Source organism: Streptomyces sp. W16 (genome assembly GCF_033194735.1).
Classification (GTDB): Bacteria; Actinomycetota; Actinomycetes; order Streptomycetales; family Streptomycetaceae; genus Streptomyces.
Genome location: NZ_JAWOAI010000837.1, coordinates 1 through 2,818, shown reverse-complemented (window position 1 = coordinate 2,818; position 2,818 = coordinate 1). Strand labels below are relative to the sequence as shown.

The 2,818-nt window shown below is 70.4% G+C and carries 3 protein-coding genes; 1 reads left to right on the top strand and 2 read right to left on the bottom strand.

Translation table 11 applies throughout. From position 1 onward, the window contains the following. On the top strand, nt 1–1,433 hold a 1,433-nt coding region (locus R6V09_RS50210; protein WP_317888100.1), incomplete at its 5' end, for a MinD/ParA family ATP-binding protein. 76 nt (nt 1,434–1,509) lie between these two features. Here R6V09_RS50210 and R6V09_RS50205 read toward each other — a convergent pair. Both R6V09_RS50205 and R6V09_RS50200 read right to left on the bottom strand, forming a co-directional pair. Continuing rightward, entirely contained in the window at nt 1,510–2,475 is a 966-nt protein-coding gene (locus R6V09_RS50205) for a bifunctional riboflavin kinase/FAD synthetase (protein ID WP_317888099.1), read from the bottom strand. Nucleotides 2,476–2,614: 139 nt separating this feature from the next. Further along, nucleotides 2,615–2,818 (bottom strand): hypothetical protein (locus R6V09_RS50200; protein ID WP_317888098.1); only part of this gene is annotated, 204 nt, incomplete at its 5' end.

Here is a 2,818-nt window from a genome sequence, read left to right as displayed (position 1 = left end):
CTCCGCAGGCACCCCAACACCCGCAGGCGCAGCCGCAACCGCTGCCGCCGCAGTCTCACCCCCAGGCTCCCCCCGCGCCCCCGGTCGATCCCCGTACCGGTGCCGCCTGGCCGCAGCCCATGCAGCACGACCAGCGGCAGCCGGTCAACCCCGGTGCCGCGCCGCTCGGTTACACCGCTGCCGTGGAGCTGTCGTCGGACCGGCTGCTCAGCAACAAGAAGCAGAAGGCGAAGAGCGGTCGGCCGGGCGCCGCGCCCTCGCGGTTCAAGCTGGGCGGCAAGAAGGAAGAGGCCGAGCGGCAGCGGAAGTTGGAGCTGATCCGCACGCCCGTGCTGTCCTGCTACCGGATCGCGGTCATCAGCCTCAAGGGTGGTGTCGGCAAGACCACGACCACCACCGCGCTCGGCTCCACCCTCGCCACCGAACGCCAGGACAAGATCCTCGCGATCGACGCCAACCCGGACGCCGGCACGCTCGGCCGCCGGGTGCGCCGCGAGACCGGCGCCACCATCCGCGACCTGGTGCAGGCGATCCCGTACCTCAACTCGTACATGGACATCCGCCGGTTCACATCCCAGGCGGCCTCCGGTCTGGAGATCATCGCCAACGACGTCGACCCGGCCGTCTCCACCACCTTCAATGACGAGGACTACCGGCGCGCGCTCGACGTGCTGGGCAAGCAGTACCCGATCATCCTCACCGACTCCGGTACCGGTCTGCTCTACAGCGCGATGCGCGGTGTGCTCGACCTCGCCGACCAGCTCATCATCATCTCGACGCCGTCCGTGGACGGTGCGAGCAGCGCGAGTACGACGCTGGACTGGCTGTCGGCGCACGGGTACGCGGACCTTGTCTCACGGTCGCTCACGGTCATCTCGGGTGTCCGCGAGACCGGCAAGACGATCAAGGTGGAGGACATCGTCAGCCACTTCGAGACGCGCTGCCGTGGTGTCGTGGTCGTGCCGTTCGACGAGCATCTCGCCGCCGGTGCGGAGGTCGACCTCGACATGATGCGGCCGAAGGTCCGGGAGTCGTACTTCAACCTCGCGGCCCTGGTCGCCGAGGACTTCGTCCGCCACCAGCAGATGCACGGCCTGTGGACGAGTGACGGCAACCCCCCGCCGGTGCTGGCCCCGCCGATGCCGGGCCAGCAGGGCTACCCGGGACCGCAGGGTTACCCCGGACAGCAGGGTTATCCGGGGCAGCAGCAGCCGTACCCGGGCCAGCCCGGCCCCTACCCCCCGCAACAGCCGCCGGGCCAGGAGCTGTACGGCCAGCAGCCCTACCCCCCTCAGCAGGGACAGGGCCGGCAACCCGCACCGCCCTACCCGCAGCACCCGGGACAGCAGGCCCAGCCCTACCCGCAGCACCCCGGCTATGCCCAACCGCCGGAGGGCACCCCGCCCCCGCCGTCCGCACCCCCACAGCAGTAGCGCCACCCCGAACGCCGAAGGGCGGCCGGTGCCCACAAGCACCGGCCGCCCTTCGGCGTCGTAGAACCGAGAACGGCTACCCGGCGTCGCCGGAGTCCGCGTCCGCCGAGATCAGCTCGCGGCATCGCTTCACGTCCTGCGCGATCTGCTCCAGCAGGCCCTCCAGCGAGTCGAACTTCGCCTGGCCGCGCACGAACGCGAGGAAGTCGACGGCGACGTGCAGGCCGTAGAGGTCGAGGCCGACGCGGTCGATGGCGTAGGCCTCCACCGTGCGCTCGGTGCCGTCGAACTGCGGGTTCGTGCCGACGGAGATCGCGGCCGGCATGGCCTCACCATCGACGTGGAGGTATCCGGCGTAGACGCCGTCGGCCGGGATCGCCGTGTGGGGCAGGGTCTCGACGTTGGCCGTCGGGAAACCCATTTCGCGACCGCGCTGGGCGCCACGCACCACGACGCCCTCGACCCGGTGCGGGCGGCCGAGAATCTCGCGGGCGCCCTCGACGTCGCCCTCGGCGACCAGCCGCCTGGTCAGTGTGGAGGAGAAGGGCTCGCCGCCGCCCGCCGCACCGCTCACGTAAAGATCCACCACCTCTACCTCGAAGTCGTATGTCCTGCCCTGCTCGATCAGGAAGGCCACATTGCCCGCGGCCTTGTGGCCGAAGCGGAAGTTGGGGCCCTCGACGACCGCTTTCGCGTGCAGCTTGTCCACCAGGACCTTGACCACGAAGTCGGCCGGGGACAGCTTGGAGAACTCTTTGGTGAACGGCAGGATCAGCGCCGCGTCGACGCCCAGCTCGGCCATCAGTTCGGCACGGCGGTGGTGCGGGGCGAGCAGCGGGGGATGGCTGCCGGGGCGCACGACCTCACTGGGGTGCGGGTCGAAGGTGACGACGACGGAGGGAACGCCCAGCTCACGGGCGCGTTCCACGGCATGCCGGATGATCAGCTGGTGCCCGCGGTGGACCCCGTCATAAGAACCGATGGTGACGACGCTGCGCCCCCAGTCCTCGGGGATGTCCTCCAAGCCACGCCAGCGCTGCACTGTGACCGCTCCTCATCGAACCCGTGTCCGTATGTAGACCTGTGTCGTTGACCTCTTACGCAGGTCTAAGGGTGCCATGCCGGGGGCCTGCGGCCCGCATCGGCATGGTGGCTGTGACCGGGCGCACGTACGAAGGCGGCTACGCCAGAACCCCCACCCCGGCCAGGTTCTCGATCATGCGTCGTGTGCTGGGTCCGACCACCGCGGCCCAGTCCTCCGGGGTGTCCGCCAGCCAGCGGGCCATCAGGGCGGCGAAGCCCGGCACATGGCGGCCGAGGTCGACGAGTCCGCGGTCGAAACGGGTCGCGCCGGCGGGGGTGCGGACCAGCAGCCGCCCGGTCCG